This is a genomic window from Pseudomonas sp. Q1-7, from assembly GCF_028010285.1.
Lineage (GTDB): Bacteria > Pseudomonadota > Gammaproteobacteria > Pseudomonadales > Pseudomonadaceae > Metapseudomonas.
In genome coordinates, this window is record NZ_CP116304.1 from 3,852,776 (window position 1) to 3,869,383 (window position 16,608).

13 protein-coding genes and 1 pseudogene are annotated in these 16,608 nt (G+C 65.3%); 13 read left to right on the forward strand and 1 reads right to left on the reverse strand.

What is annotated here, in order from left to right; all coding sequences use genetic code 11:
* The first annotated feature begins 111 nt into the window (after positions 1–111).
* Both acnA and PJW05_RS17900 read left to right on the forward strand, forming a co-directional pair.
* Positions 112–2,802: an aconitate hydratase AcnA gene (gene acnA, locus PJW05_RS17895; RefSeq protein ID WP_271408311.1), complete on the forward strand. Its 2,691-nt coding sequence runs from the start codon at positions 112–114 to the stop codon at positions 2,800–2,802.
* Between the two features lie 170 nt (positions 2,803–2,972).
* A complete protein-coding gene (locus tag PJW05_RS17900; RefSeq protein WP_271408312.1) occupies positions 2,973–4,538 on the forward strand; it encodes a methyl-accepting chemotaxis protein in 1,566 nt (521 codons plus the stop codon).
* Positions 4,539–4,610: 72 nt separating this feature from the next.
* Here PJW05_RS17900 and PJW05_RS17905 read toward each other — a convergent pair.
* Positions 4,611–5,293: pseudogene (locus tag PJW05_RS17905) on the reverse strand (alpha/beta family hydrolase).
* Positions 5,294–5,334: 41 nt separating this feature from the next.
* Here PJW05_RS17905 and ccoN (PJW05_RS17910) point away from each other — a divergent pair.
* The 11 genes from ccoN (PJW05_RS17910) (at position 5,335) to PJW05_RS17960 (ending at position 16,589) form a co-directional block, all read left to right on the forward strand.
* Positions 5,335–6,759, forward strand: coding sequence for a cytochrome-c oxidase, cbb3-type subunit I (gene ccoN / locus PJW05_RS17910; RefSeq protein ID WP_271408314.1), 1,425 nt, complete (start codon positions 5,335–5,337; stop codon positions 6,757–6,759).
* An 11-nt stretch (positions 6,760–6,770) separates the two neighbouring features.
* On the forward strand, positions 6,771–7,382 hold the full coding sequence (gene ccoO / locus PJW05_RS17915) for a cytochrome-c oxidase, cbb3-type subunit II (protein ID WP_271408315.1): 612 nt from the start codon (positions 6,771–6,773) through the stop codon (positions 7,380–7,382).
* 5 nt (positions 7,383–7,387) lie between these two features.
* Positions 7,388–7,555: a cbb3-type cytochrome oxidase subunit 3 gene (locus PJW05_RS17920; protein ID WP_271408316.1), complete on the forward strand. Its 168-nt coding sequence runs from the start codon at positions 7,388–7,390 to the stop codon at positions 7,553–7,555.
* Positions 7,552–8,487 carry a cytochrome-c oxidase, cbb3-type subunit III gene (gene ccoP, locus PJW05_RS17925; protein ID WP_271408317.1) on the forward strand — a complete coding sequence of 312 codons (936 nt, stop codon included), beginning with the start codon at positions 7,552–7,554 and terminating at the stop codon, positions 8,485–8,487. Before PJW05_RS17920 ends, ccoP (PJW05_RS17925) begins: the two co-directional genes overlap by 4 nt.
* 421 nt (positions 8,488–8,908) lie before the next feature.
* Positions 8,909–10,348, forward strand: a complete 1,440-nt coding sequence (ccoN, locus tag PJW05_RS17930; protein ID WP_271408318.1) for a cytochrome-c oxidase, cbb3-type subunit I — start codon at positions 8,909–8,911, stop codon at positions 10,346–10,348.
* Positions 10,348–10,959 (forward strand): cytochrome-c oxidase, cbb3-type subunit II, encoded by a 612-nt coding sequence (ccoO, locus tag PJW05_RS17935; protein WP_271408319.1) that lies wholly within the window; start codon positions 10,348–10,350, stop codon positions 10,957–10,959. The genes ccoN (PJW05_RS17930) and ccoO (PJW05_RS17935) overlap by 1 nt, the downstream gene beginning before the upstream one ends.
* Before the next feature lie 6 nt (positions 10,960–10,965).
* A complete protein-coding gene (locus PJW05_RS17940) occupies positions 10,966–11,154 on the forward strand; it encodes a cbb3-type cytochrome oxidase subunit 3 (protein ID WP_271408320.1) in 189 nt (62 codons plus the stop codon).
* On the forward strand, positions 11,151–12,125 hold the full coding sequence (gene ccoP / locus PJW05_RS17945) for a cytochrome-c oxidase, cbb3-type subunit III (protein ID WP_271408321.1): 975 nt from the start codon (positions 11,151–11,153) through the stop codon (positions 12,123–12,125). Before PJW05_RS17940 ends, ccoP (PJW05_RS17945) begins: the two co-directional genes overlap by 4 nt.
* A gap of 134 nt (positions 12,126–12,259) precedes the next feature.
* Positions 12,260–13,675 (forward strand): cytochrome c oxidase accessory protein CcoG, encoded by a 1,416-nt coding sequence (gene ccoG, locus PJW05_RS17950; RefSeq protein WP_271408322.1) that lies wholly within the window; start codon positions 12,260–12,262, stop codon positions 13,673–13,675.
* A gap of 14 nt (positions 13,676–13,689) precedes the next feature.
* A complete protein-coding gene (locus PJW05_RS17955) occupies positions 13,690–14,187 on the forward strand; it encodes a FixH family protein (protein ID WP_271408323.1) in 498 nt (165 codons plus the stop codon).
* 2 nt (positions 14,188–14,189) lie between these two features.
* Positions 14,190–16,589 (forward strand): heavy metal translocating P-type ATPase, encoded by a 2,400-nt coding sequence (locus PJW05_RS17960; protein ID WP_271408324.1) that lies wholly within the window; start codon positions 14,190–14,192, stop codon positions 16,587–16,589.
* Positions 16,590–16,608 lie beyond the last annotated feature (19 nt).

Sequence of the window (16,608 nt, forward strand, 5' to 3'; positions counted from 1 at the left end):
TTGCCGTCCAGCCGGTCGGCTGATATGGCGAGTCCCGCCAAGCAGAACTAGCTTTTTAGATTCTGTACGTGCAGCCGGCCCATGCCGTGTGGGCCTCAAGGAGAAAGTCCGATGCCTTCCCTGGATAGCCTGAATTGCCGCCGCAGCCTCGACGTGGCCGGCAAGACCTACCACTATTTCAGCCTGCCCGAGGCAGCCAAGCGCCTTGGGGCCATCGACAAGCTGCCCATGTCGATGAAGGTCCTGCTGGAGAACCTGCTGCGCTGGGAGGACGACGAAACCGTCAGCGCCGCCGATCTCAAGGCCCTGGCCGACTGGCTCGGTCCGCGCAGCTCGGAGCGGGAAATCCAGTACCGTCCGGCGCGGGTGCTGATGCAGGACTTCACCGGCGTGCCCGCCGTGGTCGACCTGGCCGCCATGCGCGCCGCCGTGGCCGCCGCCGGCGGCGACCCGCAGCGGATCAACCCGCTGTCGCCGGTCGATTTGGTGATCGACCACTCGGTGATGGTGGACCGCTTCGCCTCCCAGGCCGCCTTCGAACAGAACGTCGAGATCGAGATGCAGCGCAATGGCGAGCGCTACGCCTTCCTGCGCTGGGGCCAACGCGCCTTCGACAACTTCAGCGTGGTGCCGCCGGGCACCGGCATCTGCCACCAGGTCAACCTGGAATACCTGGCCCGCACCGTCTGGACCCGCGAAGAAGACGGCGTCACCTGGGCCTTCCCCGACACCCTGGTGGGCACCGACTCCCATACCACCATGATCAACGGCCTCGGCGTGCTCGGCTGGGGCGTCGGCGGGATCGAGGCCGAGGCGGCCATGCTCGGCCAACCGGTGTCGATGCTGATTCCCGAAGTGATCGGCTTCAAGCTCACCGGCAAGCTGCGTGAAGGTATCACCGCCACCGACCTGGTGCTGACCGTCACCCAGATGCTGCGCAAGAAAGGCGTGGTGGGGAAGTTCGTCGAATTCTATGGCGACGGTCTGGCCGACCTGCCCCTGGCCGACCGCGCCACCATCGCCAACATGGCACCGGAATATGGCGCCACCTGCGGCTTCTTCCCGGTGGACGAGATCACCTTGGGCTACCTGCGCCTGTCGGGCCGCGCGGAAGACACCGTGCAACTGGTGGAGGCCTACAGCAAGGCCCAGGGGCTGTGGCGCGAGCCCGGCCACGAGCCGCTGTTCACCGATACCCTGGCGCTTGATCTCGGCAGCGTCGAAGCCAGCCTCGCCGGCCCGCGACGGCCACAAGACCGCGTCCCCCTGCCGCAGGTCCCCAAGGCCTTCGACGACCTCCTCGGCCTGCAACTCCGGCCCGCCGATGCGGGCGCCGCGGGCAGCGCCGAGGTGACACTGGACGACGGCCAGGCGTTCACCCTGGAGGAAGGCGCCGTGGTGATCGCCGCCATTACCTCCTGCACCAACACCTCCAACCCCAGCGTGATGATGGCCGCCGGCCTGCTGGCGAAGAAGGCGGTGGAAAAAGGCCTGGTGCGCAAGCCCTGGGTCAAATCCTCCCTGGCCCCCGGCTCCAAGGTCGTCACCGAATACTTCCGCGCCGCCGGGCTGACGCCCTACCTGGACCAGCTCGGCTTCAACCTGGTGGGCTACGGCTGCACCACCTGCATCGGCAACTCCGGCCCCTTGCTCGACCCCATCGAGGCGGCCATCCAGCAAGCGGACCTGACCGTGGCCTCGGTGCTGTCCGGCAACCGCAACTTCGAGGGCCGCGTGCACCCCCTGGTCAAGGCCAACTGGCTGGCCTCGCCGCCGCTGGTGGTGGCCTACGCCCTGGCCGGCAGCGTGCGCCTGGACCTGGGCAGCCAACCCCTGGGCCAGGGCAAGGACGGCCAGCCGGTCTACTTGCGGGACATCTGGCCCAGCCAGCAGGAAATCGCTGCCGCCATCCAGAAGGTGGACACCGCGATGTTTCGCAAGGAATACGCCGAAGTCTTCGCCGGCGACGAGAAATGGCGGGCGATCCAGGTGCCCGAATCCGACACCTATGCCTGGCAGGCGGACTCCACCTATATCCAGCATCCGCCTTTCTTCGCCGACATCACCGGTGCACCGCCCAAGGTGGAAGACGTGCGCCAGGCGCGAATCCTCGCCCTGCTCGGGGACTCGGTGACCACCGACCACATCTCCCCGGCCGGCAACATCAAGGCCGACAGCCCGGCCGGACGCTACCTGCGCGAGCACGGCGTGGCGCCCGCCGACTTCAACTCCTACGGCTCGCGACGCGGCAACCATGAGGTGATGATGCGCGGCACCTTCGCCAACATCCGCATCCGCAACGAAATGCTCGGCGGCGAGGAAGGCGGCAACACCCTGCATGTGCCCAGCGGCGAGAAACTGGCCATCTACGACGCGGCCATGCGCTACCAGGCCGAAGGCACGCCGCTGGTGATAGTGGCCGGCAAGGAGTACGGCACCGGCTCGTCCCGCGACTGGGCGGCCAAGGGCACCAACCTGCTGGGGGTCCGGGCGGTGATCGCCGAGAGTTTCGAGCGCATCCACCGTTCCAACCTGGTGGGTATGGGCGTGCTGCCGCTGCAGTTCAAAGCGGGCAAGGACCGCAAGAGCCTGAACCTGACCGGTCGGGAAACCCTCGATATCCTCGGCCTGAACGGTGCCAGCCTGCGGCCGCACATGGACCTGCGCCTGGCGATCACCCGCGAGGACAGCACCCGCGACCAAGTGGAACTGCTCTGCCGCATCGATACCCTGAACGAGGTGGAGTACTTCAAGGCGGGCGGCATCCTGCACTACGTGCTGCGGCAGTTGCTCGCCAGTTGAGGCGGTCCTCGGCGCGCGGCCCCCTCGCGGCGCCGCGTGCCCGGGGGCACGGATAATCGCCGCCTCCTTGAACGCTTGGCAGCGAAATGCGGATAGACTGGCGCCGTAAGAAAAGGCTCAACCTTGACGCGCAGGTGCCGATAAGGATGTAAGCCTTGCGGAAGGACACCATGAGAAACAACCAGCCTATCACTCAGCGGGAACGCAGCTTCCCAGCCGAACAACGCCTGATCTCCACGACGGACAGCAAGGGCGTCATCACCTATGCCAACGAAGCCTTCATCGCCATCAGCGGCTTCAGCCGCGACGAACTGCTTCGCTCGCCCCACAATCTGGTACGCCATCCGGATGTCCCGCCGGCCGTCTTCGCCCATATGTGGACGACCCTGAAAAAGGGTCGCCCCTGGATGGGTGTGGTGAAGAATCGCTGCAAGAACGGTGATCACTACTGGGTGAACGCCTACGTCACCCCCATATTCGAAGGCAGCCAGGTCGTCGGCTACGAGTCGGTGCGGGTCAAGCCCAGCGCCGAGCAGGTGCGTCGCGCCGAGGCCCTCTACCAGCGCCTGAACGCCGGCAAGGCCGCCATCCCCAGTCGCGACAAGTGGCTGCCGGTACTGCAGGACTGGTTGCCGTTCATTCTCATCAGCCAGATCGGCTTCCTCATCGGCGCCTGGCTGGACTCCCACTGGGGCTTCATCCTTGCCGCCCTGCTCTCGGTGCCGCTGGGCCTCATCGGCCTGGCCTGGCAGAACCGTGGCATCAAGCGCCTGCTGCACCTGGCCGAGCAGAGCACCTCCGACCCGCTGATCGCGCAGATGTACACCGACAGCCGCGGCGTCCAGGCCCGCCTGGAAATGGCCATGCTCAGCCAGGAAGCCCGCCTGAAGACCTGCCTGACCCGGCTGCAGGACACCGCCGAGCACCTCACCCAGCAGGCCCGCCAGGCCGACACCCTGGCCCACAACAGCTCCGAAGGCCTGGAACGCCAGCGCGTGGAAACCGAGCAGGTGGCGGCAGCCGTCAACCAGATGGCCGCCACCACCCAGGAAGTGGCCAACAATGTGCAGCGCACCGCCGACGCCACGCAGGAAGCCAATCGGCTGACCAGCCAGGGCCGCGACATCGCCGCCGAAACCCGCGAAGCCATCCAGCGCCTTTCGCAGTCGGTGGGTGAAACCGGCGAAACCGTCACCCGCCTGGCCCAGGATAGCAACGAGATCGGCGGGGTGGTGGACGTGATCAAGGGCATCGCCGACCAGACCAACCTGCTGGCGCTCAACGCCGCCATCGAGGCCGCCCGAGCTGGCGAAATGGGCCGCGGCTTCGCCGTGGTCGCCGACGAGGTACGCCAGTTGGCCCAACGCACGGCGGAGTCCACCGGGCAGATCCACCAGCTCATCGCGCAGTTGCAGAAGACCGCCGAAGAAGCCGTGCACACCATGGAGAACGGCCGCCGGCAGGCGGACGAAGGCGTCGAGCGCGTACTCCAGGCGGACCAGGCACTGGTGGGGATCAGCGAGGCGGTGGCCAACATCGCCGACATGGCCGACCAGATCGCCGCCGCCACCGAGGAACAGAGCGCGGTGGCCGAGCAGATCAACCAGAGCATCAGCAGCATCGCCCACCTGGCCGACCAGACCTCGGGCGAAGCCCAGCGCACTGCCCTGCTCAGCGAGGAATTGACCCACACCGCCCAGGGGCAGTACTCCCTGGTGGACCGGTTCAATCGCTGATAGCGCGGAAGTGAACAAGGGCGCCGATTGGCGCCCTTGTTGTTTGGTCCTTCACGGATTCTTCGGTTCCGATCAGCAGGTCAGAAACCGCTCTATCACCTGCGCCGCGCTGTCCAGGTGCTGCCCATGGGTCAGGCCCGAGGCCTTGAGGGGCTTCAGGTCATGGTCCGCCGCCGCCAGCCAGTGCACGCGAATGGCGTCAGAGAGGCTGTACCCCGCCACCGTCAGCCGGTCGCCCATGGGATCGCGCTCGCCCTGGAGAATCAGGGCGGGGGTCTTGAGATCGGCCAGGTGGGCAACTCGCGGCTTGTCCGCCTTGCCCACGGCATGGAAGGGATAGCCCAGGCACACCAGCGCATCGGCCTCCAGTTCATCGGCCAGCAGGCTGGCCATGCGCCCGCCCATGGACTTGCCGCCGATGGCCAGCCTGCCTGTGACCTGCTGTCGCACCAGGGCATGGACCTCCCGCCAGCAGGTCAGCAGTTGCGCCTGGGGATTCGGTGGACGGCGGCGGCCATCCTCGCGCCGCGCGGCCATGTAGGGAAACTCGAAACGCACTACCGCAACGCCACGGGTGGCAAGCCTATGCGCCATGTCATCCATGAACGGACTGTCCATCGGCGCCCCCGCGCCATGGGCCAGGACGAGGGTGCATCCAACCGGGCCTTCAGGCCTGTTCCACAACAACATTCGGACTCTCCGTCGCTCAGGGGCAATTGATCCAGATCAATAGCCGTCAAATGGGCTTTCACCATGCTTGCCGCGCAATCCAAAAACCGTGGATGGAAGCCCATAAATGAGCACAGCAAGCAGCACCGCCTACAACTATAAGGTGGTCCGCCAGTTCGCCATCATGACCGTGGTCTGGGGAATCGTCGGGATGGGGCTCGGCGTATTCATCGCGGCCCAACTGGCCTGGCCGGAACTCAACCTCAATCTCCCCTGGACCAGCTTCGGCCGCTTGCGACCGCTGCATACCAATGCAGTGATCTTCGCCTTCGGCGGCTGCGCCCTGTTCGCCACGTCCTACTACGCGGTGCAGCGCACCTGCCAGACGCGACTGATCTCCGACAAACTGGCGGCCTTCACTTTCTGGGGTTGGCAACTGGTCATCGTACTGGCCGCCGTCAGCCTGCCGCTGGGCTGGACCAGCTCGAAAGAATACGCGGAGTTGGAGTGGCCGATCGACATCCTGATCACCATTGTCTGGGTCAGCTACGCCATTGTCTTCTTCGGCACCGTGGTCAAGCGCAAGACGAAGCACATCTACGTGGGCAACTGGTTCTTCGGTGGTTTCATCCTCACCGTGGCCATCCTCCACCTGGTGAACAACCTGGAGATTCCGGTCACCCTGACCAAGTCCTACTCCCTGTACTCGGGCGCCACCGACGCCATGATCCAGTGGTGGTACGGGCACAACGCCGTGGGCTTTTTCCTCACCGCCGGCTTCCTCGGCATGATGTACTACTTCGTGCCCAAGCAGGCCGAACGCCCGGTTTACTCCTATCGCCTGTCCATCGTGCATTTCTGGGCGCTGATCGCCGTCTACATCTGGGCCGGCCCGCACCACCTGCACTACACCGCCCTGCCGGACTGGGCCCAGTCCCTCGGCATGGTCATGTCGCTGATCCTGTTGGCGCCTTCCTGGGGCGGCATGATCAACGGCATGATGACCCTCTCCGGCGCCTGGCATAAGTTGCGCTCCGATCCCATCCTGCGCTTCCTGGTGGTGTCCCTGGCCTTCTACGGCATGTCCACCTTCGAAGGCCCGATGATGGCCATCAAGACCGTCAACGCCCTCTCCCACTACACCGACTGGACCATCGGCCACGTGCATGCCGGGGCGCTGGGATGGGTCGCCATGGTGTCCATCGGCTCGCTGTACCACCTGATCCCAAAAGTGTTCGGCCGCGAGCAGATGCACAGCATAGGCCTGATCAACTCGCACTTCTGGCTGGCCACCATCGGCACCGTGCTCTACATCGCCTCCATGTGGGTCAACGGCATCACCCAGGGCCTGATGTGGCGTGCAGTCAACGAGGACGGCACCCTCACCTACTCCTTCGTCGAGGCCCTGGAAGCCAGCCACCTCGGCTTCGTGGTGCGGATGATCGGTGGCGCCATTTTCCTCAGCGGCATGTTCCTCATGGCCTGGAACACCTGGCGCACCGCTCGCGCCGCCAATCCGGCGGAATACGACGCCATCGCCCAGATCGCCTGAGGAATCGACAGATGAAAAAGCATGAAGTCATCGAGAAGAACGTCGGCCTGATGGCCCTGTTCATGATCCTGGCCGTCAGCATCGGCGGCCTGGTGCAGATCGTGCCCCTGTTCTTCCAGGACGTGACCAACACCCCGGTGGAAGGCATGAAGCCCTACACCGCCCTGCAACTGGAAGGCCGCGACATCTACATCCGCGAAGGCTGCGTCGGCTGCCACTCGCAGATGATCCGCCCGTTCCGTGCCGAGACCGAGCGCTACGGCCACTACTCCGTCGCCGGCGAAAGCGTCTGGGACCACCCCTTCCTGTGGGGCTCCAAACGTACCGGTCCGGACCTGGCCCGCGTCGGCGGCCGCTACTCCGACGACTGGCACCGCGCGCACCTCTACAACCCGCGCAACGTGGTGCCGGAATCGAAGATGCCGGCCTACCCCTGGCTGGTGGAGAACACCCTGGACGGCCAGGACACCGCCGCCAAGCTGCGCGCCATGCAGACGCTCGGCGTGCCCTACAGCGACGCGGATGTGGCCGGTGCCCAGGCCGCGGTCAAGGGCAAGACCGAAATGGACGCCCTGGTCGCCTACCTGCAGGTGCTGGGCACCAGCTTGAAGAACAAGAGGTAAGGACCATGGACATCGGAACCCTGCGAGGCCTCGGCACCCTGATGGTGCTGATTGCCACCCTCGGCGTACTGCTCTGGGCCTTCAGCGCCAAGCGCAAAGCCGCGTTCGACGAGGCCGCCAACCTGCCCTTCGCCGACGATGACCGAAACGATTCCAGGAGCTCCCACCCATGACCACTTTCTGGAGCTGGTACATCTCCCTGCTCACCCTCTTCACCCTGCTGGCGCTGGTCTGGCTGATCTTCGCCACCCGCAAGGGCGAACCCAAAGGCACCACGGACGAGACCATGGGCCATGCCTTCGATGGCATCGAGGAGTACGACAACCCGCTGCCCAAGTGGTGGTTCATGCTGTTCGTCGGCACCCTGGTGTTCGCCATCGGCTACCTGGCGCTCTACCCGGGCCTGGGCAACTGGAAAGGCCTGTTCCCCGGCTATGCGAACGGCTGGACCCAGGAAGCCCAGTGGCAGCGCGAAGTGAAAAAGGCCGACCAGCAATACGGCCCCATCTTCGCCCGCTACTCCGCCATGGCCATCGAGGCGGTGGCCCAGGACCCGGACGCCATGAAAATGGGCGGCCGCCTGTTCGCCACCTACTGCTCCATCTGCCACGGTTCGGATGCCAAGGGCGCCCTGGGCTTCCCCAACCTCACCGACAGCAACTGGCGCTGGGGCGGCGAGCCGGAAACCATCAAGGCCTCCATCCTCCATGGTCGCGTCGCCGCCATGCCGGCCTGGGGCGAAATCCTGGGCGATGAAGGCGTGAAGAACGTCGCCGCCTACGTCCGCCAGGACCTGGCCGGCCTGAAACTGCCCGAAGGCAGCACCGCAGACGTAGAAGCCGGCCGGAAGCTGTTCGCCACCACCTGCGTTGCCTGCCACGGCGCCGAAGGCAAGGGCCTGGCCGCCATGGGCGCACCGGACCTGACCCACCCGGCCGGCTGGATCTACGGCTCGAGCCTCGCCCAGCTGCAGCAGACCATCCGCCATGGTCGCCAAGGCACCATGCCAGCCCAACAGGAATACCTTGGCCAGGACAAGGTCCACGTTCTAGCGGCTTACATCTACAACCTGTCCCACAAGGCGCAGGAGCTGGCTGACAAGTAGCGAGGCTGACGGGGCGGCGCAGGGACGCGCCGCTCCTCCCAGGCAGCCGGCCCCAGGGCCGAACTGCAGACGGCATCCAGGACCGGGTGCCCAGGACACAGGGATGTGTCCCCTTCCTTTATATAGTGCGACCCAGTGTCGCACCTCTCCGACCAGTAGCACCCTGCCTGATTTGACATCGGCTAAGCTGCTTTCCACTCGCCACCTGCGACTACGCCAAGGCGATCCCTCCGGTCACGCCCCCCACCAGATTTCGACGGCAGGTCGAAAAGCACCGGCAGCACAGCCGCAAATCCTTGTCCAGTGGGCCTCCCAGCCCGGATTGTGTCGGCTTGTGTCGTTGCAATGGCTACCCTCTTTCTCCATACTTGCCGCCGATTTTTTGTCCCCAAAAAACTCCATTAACCGTGGAACCCCTAGCATGAGCACAGCAATCAGTCAGACTGCTTATAACTATAAGGTGGTCCGCCAGTTCGCCATTATGACGGTGATCTGGGGGGTCATAGGGATGGGTCTAGGCGTGTTCATCGCCGCACAACTCGTGTGGCCGGAACTCAACCTGAACCTGCCCTGGACCTCGTTCGGCCGCCTGCGCCCCCTGCATACCAACGCGGTGATCTTCGCCTTCGGCGGATGCGCCCTGTTCGCCACTTCCTACTACGTGGTGCAGCGCACCTGCCAGACCCGCCTGGTATCCGACAGTCTGGCCGCCTTCACCTTCTGGGGTTGGCAAGCCGTGATCGTGCTGGCAATCATCACCCTGCCGCTGGGTTACACCTCTTCCAAGGAATACGCCGAGCTCGAGTGGCCGATCGACATCCTCCTGGGTGTTGTCTGGATCACCTACTGCGTCGTCTTCTTCGGCACCATCATGAAGCGCAAGACCAAGCACATCTACGTGGGCAACTGGTTCTTCGGCGCCTTCATCCTGGTAACCGCCATGCTGCACATCGTCAACAGCATGGAAATGCCGGTCTACGCCTTCAAGTCGTACTCCATGTACTCCGGCGCCACCGACGCCATGATCCAGTGGTGGTACGGCCACAACGCCGTGGGCTTCTTCCTGACCACCGGCTTCCTGGGGATGATGTACTACTTCGTGCCGAAGCAGGCCGAGCGTCCGATCTACTCCTATCGCCTGTCCATCGTGCACTTCTGGGCGCTGATCACCCTGTACATCTGGGCCGGTCCGCACCACCTGCACTACACCGCCCTGCCGGACTGGGCCCAGTCCCTCGGCATGGCCATGTCCCTGATCCTGCTGGCGCCCTCCTGGGGCGGCATGATCAACGGCATGATGAGCCTGTCCGGCGCCTGGCATAAGCTGCGTTCCGACCCCATCCTGCGCTTCCTGGTGGTGTCCCTGGCCTTCTACGGCATGTCCACCTTCGAAGGCCCGATGATGGCCATCAAGACCGTCAACGCCCTCTCCCACTACACCGACTGGACCATCGGCCACGTACACGCCGGCGCCCTCGGCTGGGTTGCCATGATCTCCATCGGCTCGCTGTACCACCTGATCCCGAAGGTGTTCGGCCGCGAGCAGATGCACAGCGTGGGCCTGATCAACGCGCACTTCTGGCTGGCCACCATCGGTACCGTGCTCTACATCGCCTCCATGTGGGTCAACGGCATCACCCAGGGCCTGATGTGGCGTGCAGTCAACGAAGACGGCACCCTCACCTACTCCTTCGTCGAAGCCCTGGAAGCCAGCCACCTGGGCTACCTGGTGCGCATGATCGGCGGTGCCTTCTTCGTTACCGGCATGCTGCTGATGGCCTACAACACCTATCGCACCGTACGTGCTGCGAAGCCGGCTGAATACGACGCCGCTGCGCAGATCCCGCAAGGAGCTCACTAATGAAGCAACACGAATTAGTCGAGAAGAACATCGGCCTGCTGGCCCTGTTCATGGTGATCGCCGTGAGCATTGGCGGCCTGGTGCAGATCGTGCCGCTGTTCTTCCAGGACGTGACCAACACCCCGGTGGAAGGCATGAAGCCGCGCACCGCCCTGGAACTCGAAGGCCGTGACATCTACATCCGCGAAGGCTGCGTCGGCTGCCACTCGCAGATGGTCCGTCCGTTCCGCGCCGAAACCGAGCGCTACGGCCACTACTCCGTCGCCGGCGAAAGCGTCTGGGACCACCCCTTCCTGTGGGGCTCCAAGCGTACCGGTCCGGACCTGGCCCGCGTCGGCGGCCGCTACTCCGACGACTGGCACCGCGCGCACCTCTACAACCCGCGCAACGTAGTGCCGGAATCGAAGATGCCGTCCTACCCCTGGCTGGTTGAGAACAAGCTCGACGGCAAGCACACCGCCGACAAGATGGAAGCTCTGCGCAAGCTGGGCGTGCCCTACACCGACGAAGACATCGCCGGCGCCAAGGCAGCAGTCAAAGGCAAGACCGAGATGGATGCCGTCGTGGCATACCTGCAAGGTCTGGGCACCGCTATCAAGAACAAACGGTAACGCAAGATGGATATCGGGACTCTCCGCGGCATAGGCACCTTCGTGGTTTTCGTAGCCTTTATCGGCGTCGTGCTCTGGGCCTACAGCAGCAAGCGCAAGAGCAGCTTCGACGAAGCGGCCAACCTGCCCTTCGCGGACGAGCCGCCCAAATCCTCCAAGCGCGACGAGCAAGCTTCTAGGAGTGAGAAAGAATGACTTCGTTCTGGAGTTGGTATGTAACCCTGCTCACCAGCGCCACGCTGGTAGCGCTGACCTGGCTGATCTTCGCCACCCGCCGTGGCCAGCGCCAGGAAAGCACCGAAGAAACCGTTGGCCACGCCTTCGACGGCATCGAGGAATACGACAACCCGCTGCCCAAGTGGTGGTTCATGCTGTTCGTCGGCACCCTGATCTTCGCCGTCGGCTACCTGGTCATGTACCCGGGCATGGGCAACTGGAAAGGCATCTTCCCCGGTTACAACGAAGTGGCCGAAGGCAAACCCTTCGCCAACGGCGAGACCGGCTGGACCGGCGTGCACCAGTGGGAAAAGGAGATGGACAAGGCCGATAAGGAATACGGTCCGATCTTCGCTAAGTACGCTGCCATGCCCATCGAGCAAGTAGCCCAGGACCCGCAGGCGCTGAAAATGGGTGGCCGCATGTTCGCCTCCTACTGCTCCGTGTGCCACGGCTCCGACGCCAAGGGTGCCTATGGTTTCCCGAACCTGACCGACCACGACTGGCGCTGGGGTGGCGACGCCGCCACCATCAAGACCACCATCATGGGTGGCCGCCATGGCGTGATGCCGGCCTGGGGTGAAGTCATCGGCGACCAGGGCGTACGCGACGTTGCCGCTTTCCTGCGCGTGACCCTGCATGGGCGCGAGCTGCCGAAGGACGTGAAAGCCGATCCGGAAGCCGGCAAGGCCATCTTCGCCGCCAACTGCGTGGCCTGCCACGGTCCGGAAGCCAAGGGCACCCCGGCCATGGGCGCGCCCAACCTGACCCACCCGGGCGCCTTCATCTACGGCAGCAGCTACGCTCAGCTGCAGCAGACCATCCGCTATGGTCGCCAAGGCACCATGCCGGCCCAGGAGCAAATCCTCGGCAACGACAAGGTGCACCTGCTGGCCGCCTACGTTTTCAGCCTGTCGCAGAAGCCCGCCGCGAACGCTGAAACCAAGTAACACCCAGCCTGCCATGCGCGACGCACTGTCGCACATGGCAGGCCGCTATCAGGCGTACCATATAGGGCGGATGGAATGACTCGGACCGGCAATGCACTGGTCAGAGCGCCGACAACCGCCGTGGTATGAGAACGATGAGCGAACAGATTCCCGTCAAGAACGTCACCCCTCCCCCGGCCAAGGGCGGTGAAACCACCGACCTGTACGCCAGTCGCGAAAAAATCTACACCCGAGCCTTCACCGGCCTGTTCCGCAACCTGCGGATGACCGGCGGCGCTTTCCTCTTCCTGCTCTACTTCGGCACCGTCTGGCTCAGCTGGAACGACCGCCAGGCCGTCTGGTGGAACCTGCCCGAGCGCAAGTTCTACATCTTCGGCGCCACCTTCTGGCCCCAGGACTTCGTCCTCCTCTCCTGGCTGCTGATCATCTGCGCCTTCGGCCTGTTCTTCATCACCGTATTCGCCGGGCGCGTCTGGTGCGGCTACACCTGCCCGCAGAGCGTCTGGACCTGGATCTTCATGTGGTGCGAAAAGGTCACCGAAGGTGACCGCAACCAGCGCATGAAGCTCGACAAGGCCCCCATGAGTGGGCAGAAAGTGCTGCGCAAGTCGGCCAAGCACGGCCTCTGGCTGCTGATCGGCTTCGCCACCGGCATGACCTTCGTCGGCTACTTCACCCCCATCCGCGAACTGGTGTTCGACTTCTTCACCGGCGCAGCCAGCGGCTGGGCCTATTTCTGGGTGGGCTTCTTCACCCTGGCCACCTACGGCAACGCCGGCTGGCTGCGCGAGCAGGTGTGCATCTACATGTGCCCTTACGCACGTTTCCAGAGCGTGATGTTCGACAAGGACACCCTGATCGTCTCCTACGACCCGCGACGCGGCGAATCCCGCGGCCCGCGCAAGAAAGGCATCGACTACAAGGCCCAGGGCCTCGGCGACTGCATCGACTGCACCATGTGCGTCCAGGTCTGCCCCACCGGCATCGACATCCGCGACGGGCTGCAGATCGAGTGCATCGGCTGCGCCGCCTGCATCGACGCCTGCGACAGCATCATGGAGAAGATGAACTACCCGAAAGGGCTGATCAGCTACACCACCGAGCACAACCTCAACGGCCAGAAGACCCACCTGCTGCGCCCGCGCCTGATCGGTTACGCTATCGCCCTCGTCGCCATGATCGGCTTCTTCGCCTACGCCGTGGCCGTCCGCTCCCTGGTGGAACTGGACGTGATCAAGGACCGCGTGCTGTACCGCGAGAACGAGCAGGGCCGGATCGAGAACGTCTACACCCTGAAGATCATGAACAAGTCCCAGGTTGACCAGACCTTCGTCATCGACGCCGAAGGCCTCGACGATCTGGTCTACGAAGGCAAGCGCGAAGTGCGCGCCGACGCGGGCGAAGTGCTCTCGGTCCCGGTGGAACTGTCCATCGAGCCGGACCGCTTGCCCTCCAGCACCAACAAAATCCTCTTCCGCGTCCACAGCGCGGATGACCCCAGCATCAAGACCGACGCCGACAGCCGCTTCATCGGCCCCAGCGTCCGCTAGCAAACGGAAGATCCATGCAGTCCGAAACTCCCAGCCGCTGGTACAAGCAACCCTGGCCCTGGTTCATCCTGGCCATCCTCGGCACCTCGGTGGTGCTCGGCACCACCATGCTGGTGATCGCCAGCAAGAACCCACCGAGCCTGGTGGCCGACAACTATTACGAAGTCGGCAAGGGCATCAACACCTCGCTGGAACGTGAGAACCTGGCCGAGCAACTCGGCATGCAGGCCAGCCTGCAACTGGACGAAGCCAGCGGCGCGGTCGACCTGCAACTGCTGGGCCAGAGCCGTCCGCAGCAGTTGGTACTGAGCCTGCTCTCCCCCACCCAGCCGGAGAAGGACCGCCGCGTCATCCTGCAGCCCCAGGCCGACGGCCACTACCGTGGGCAACTGCAAGACCCGGTCAGCGGACGTCGCTTCGTCGAGCTGATCGGCCAGGAGCAGGGTCAGGACTGGCGCCTGTTCGAAGAGGAAACCCTGGAGCAGGGCAGCGTCATCCGCCTCGGCGAATAAGCGTGAGCGCACCGCTTTCCTGCTACCACTGCGGTCTGCCGGTACCCACCGGCAGCCGTTTCGAGGCCCGCGTGCTGGGAGAGACGCGGGCCATGTGCTGTCCGGGGTGCCAAGCGGTAGCCGAGGCGATTGTCGCCGGTGGCCTTGAGAGCTACTACCACCACCGCAGCGACACCGCTGCCAACCCCGACGCCCTGCCCCGCGAGCTGCCCGACGAGCTGGCGCTGTACGACCGCGCCGAGGTGCAGCAACCCTTCGTCCAGCACCAGGGCGAACTGAGCGAAACCTGCCTGCTGATCGAAGGCATCAGCTGCGCCGCCTGCGGCTGGCTGATCGAGAAACACCTGAAGACCCTGCCGGGCGTGGCGGAGGCCAGCCTCAACCTGTCCAACCACCGCCTGCAGGTGCGCTGGTCCGATAGCCAACTGCCGCTGAGCCGGCTGCTCAAGGAACTGCGCAAGATCGGCTACGCCGGCCACCCCTACAAGGCCGACGAAGCCGCCGAGCGCCTGGCCAGCGAAAACCGCCGCGCCATGCGCCAGCTGGGCGTCGCCGGCCTGCTGTGGATGCAGGTGATGATGGCGGCCATGGCCACCTGGCCGGAATTCAACATCGACCTGTCGCCCGAGCTGGACACCATCCTGCGCTGGGTCAGCCTGTTCCTCACCACACCCATCGTCTTCTACTGCTGCGGCCAGTTCTTCCGTGGCGCCCTGCGCGACCTGCGCACCCGCCACCTGACCATGGACGTCTCGGTCTCCCTGGCCATCGGCGGTGCCTACGTCGCCGGCATCTGGTCCACGGTCACCGGCGTCGGCGAACTCTATTTCGACGCCGTGGGCATGTTCGCCCTCTTCCTCCTGGCCGGTCGCTACCTGGAACGCCGCGCCCGCGAACGCACCGCCGCCGCCACCGCGCAACTGGTCAACCTGCTGCCGGCGTCCTGCCTGCGCCTGGACGCCGCCGGCCAGGGCGAGCGCATCCTGCTGAGCGAACTGAATATCGGCGACCGGGTACTGGTACCGCCGGGAGCCCTGCTACCGGCCGACGGCCGTATCCTGTCCGGCCAGTCCAGCGTCGACGAATCCCTGCTCACCGGCGAATATCTGCCCCACCCGCGCGGCGAGGGCGATGCCGTCACCGCCGGTACCCTGAACGTCGAAGGGCCGCTGACCATCGAAGTGCAGGCCCTGGGCGACGATACCCGCCTCTCCGCCATCGTCCGCCTGCTGGAACGCGCCCAGGCCGACAAGCCGCGCCTGGCCGAACTGGCCGACAAGGTGGCGCAATGGTTCCTGCTGATCGTGCTTGGCGCCGCGGCCATCGTCGGCCTGGTCTGGTGGCAGATCGATGCCGACCGCGCCTTCTGGGTCGTGCTCTCGCTACTGGTCGCCACCTGCCCCTGCGCCCTGGCCCTGGCCACGCCCACCGCCCTCACCACCGCCACCGGCAGCCTGCACAGACTCGGCCTGCTGCTGACCCGTGGCCACGTGCTGGAAGGCCTGAACCAGATCGACACGGTGATTTTCGACAAGACCGGCACCCTCACCGAAGGCCGTCTGACCCTGAGCGCGATCCATGCCCTCGGCGAACTGGACCGCGACGCTTGCCTGGCCCTTGCCGCCGCCCTCGAGAACCGCTCCGAGCACCCCATCGCCCGCGCCTTCGGCCGTGCGCCGCAAGCGGCGGACGAGGTGCAGAGCGTGGCCGGCCGAGGCCTGGAAGGCCGGGTCGGCTCGCACCGCCTGCGCATCGGCCAGCCCGGTTTCGTCAGCGAACTCAGCGGCCAGCCGGCGCCGGCGATCCCCGGCGACCAGGGCCAGTGGCTGCTGCTGGGCGACGAACAGGGGCCGTTGGCCTGGTTCGTCCTCGACGACCGCCTGCGGGAAGACGCCCCGGCCCTGCTCGACGCGTGCCGCTCGCGCGGCTGGAAGCTGCTGCTGCTTTCCGGAGACAGCTCGCCCATGGTGGCCGGCATCGCCCGCCAGCTCGGCATCGACGACGCCCGTGGCGGCCTGACCCCGGACGCCAAGCTGGACGTCCTGCGCCAGCTCCACCAGCAGGGTCACAAGGTGCTGATGCTCGGCGACGGCGTCAATGACGTGCCGGTCCTGGCCGGTGCCGATATCAGTGTCGCCATGGGCAGCGCCACCGACCTGGCCAAGACCAGCGCCGACGCCGTGCTGCTCTCCAACCGCCTCGACAGCCTGGTGCAGGCCTTCGCCCTGGCGCGTCGGACGCGCCGCATCATCGTCGAGAACCTGGCCTGGGCGACCCTGTACAATGGCCTGGTGCTGCCCTTCGCCGCCCTCGGCTGGATCACTCCGCTCTGGGCGGCCTTCGGCATGTCGGTCAGCTCGCTGCTGGTGGTGGTCAACGCCCTGCGCCTGGCCCGCACCTGACCCACGCATTCTCAATCGG